Origin of the sequence: Stutzerimonas stutzeri (assembly GCF_000935215.1) — a bacterium.
In the GTDB taxonomy this organism is placed as follows: domain Bacteria; phylum Pseudomonadota; class Gammaproteobacteria; order Pseudomonadales; family Pseudomonadaceae; genus Stutzerimonas.
This window is the reverse complement of record NZ_JXXD01000295.1, coordinates 1-1,429: the sequence shown is the minus strand read 5'-3', so window position 1 is coordinate 1,429 and position 1,429 is coordinate 1. Positions and strand designations below refer to the sequence as shown.

The window sequence follows — 1,429 nt, the reverse complement described above, 5'->3', positions numbered from 1 at the left end:
CTTATATGGACGCCTCCCGGAGCTCAATAGGTAGCCATGCTGGCGCGTAGGTAGGAGCAGTCTTATATACGGCCTGTTGTGCAGGCCGAAAAACCTGCTGGCCCTGATGGAATCCGCTGACGAGGCCCTCATCTGAAAATCGAGCTGAAGGCTGTGCCCGTGGCTCATATTCCCTACCAGGTTTACCCCGTCACGGTCTGACCTATTTCGCCATCACGTGCTTACCGCCTGTGCTCCTTGTGAAGTCTGTTGGTTACTGTTTTCAATGCCCCGTAGGGCATGCCGTAAAGAGTTCGGCCCGATACGTAGAGCCCTTGGCCAACACGGCCCAAAGGGTTCTGGCGAGCTTGTTAGCCACTGCGGCGACTGCCACGTTATAAGGCCGCCTGGTCAACAAGCGTTCGACCCACTCTGACCGGTGTCCTCTATTGAGGATCGAGCGAGCGCCATGCATCAACAGCGTTCGCAGATAGGTGTCTCCGCGCTTGCTCAGCCCCAGTTGCCGAACTCTGCCACCGGTGCCCGTTTGTCGAGGAACCAGCCCCAGCCAAGCTGCGAACTGGCGACCAGAATGGAAGGTTTTCGCATCTCCCAGTGAGGCAACAGCGGCTGTAGCGGTCAACAAACCAATTCCGGGAATCTCTGCAATTTTCTGGCAGGCGGAGTTCTCACGTAGGCACTGTTTCAAACGCAGTTCGATTTTTCGAATTTCCTCATCCAGCTGGATAATCCGAGTCCACTGATCGCGTAGGCTGTCCAACAACATGGAAGGCACTTGATGCTCAGCATTGGCAAAGGCCTCCGGAACGGCCTTACTCAGCTGGGTATAACCTTCTGGCAGCACGATTCCGAATTCGTAAAGCAGCCCACGTAAGCTATTGCTCTGCATGATGCGAAATTTCAGCAACTGGGAGCGGATACGGTGTAGCGAGAGGATCGCCTGCTGATCCGCCTGCTTGATTGCCACCAGGCAAGCGCCGGGCTGCTGCACCGCTGTCCAGATGGCTTGAGCGTCAGCCGCATCGGTTTTGTTTCGCAGCACAAAGGGGCGTACCGAACGAGGGGCGAGTAGCCGTACCTCATGCCCCTGCTGTTGAAGCTGACGTGCCCACCAGTGGGCACTGCCACAGGCCTCGATTGCCACCAGGCTGGTCGGATAATTTGCAAAGAAACGCCAGCACTTCATCACGGCGCAGCTTGATACGCTCGATCCTCCCAGTGCACTGATCAACGGTGTGCAGCTGGAAAACCTTCTTGGCGATGTCCATGCCAATTACGCTATGTTTCATGGTGGATCCTCCTGCTCAAGTGGTGTTTGTTATCCACTCTCCACTTTGGCACCTAGATGCCGGGGCAGCGAAGATCCTCTATTGATGTAGAGGTGCTGCGGTCGGCCCGCTGCCGGGGGGAGGCGTCCATACCATCTGAA

At 56.4% G+C, this 1,429-nt stretch carries 1 pseudogene; it reads right to left on the bottom strand.

Annotated features, from left to right (window positions below):
- Window positions 1-262: 262 nt before the first annotated feature.
- A pseudogene (locus tag LO50_RS22080) lies at window positions 263-1,289 on the bottom strand (IS110 family RNA-guided transposase).
- Window positions 1,290-1,429: the final 140 nt, after the last annotated feature.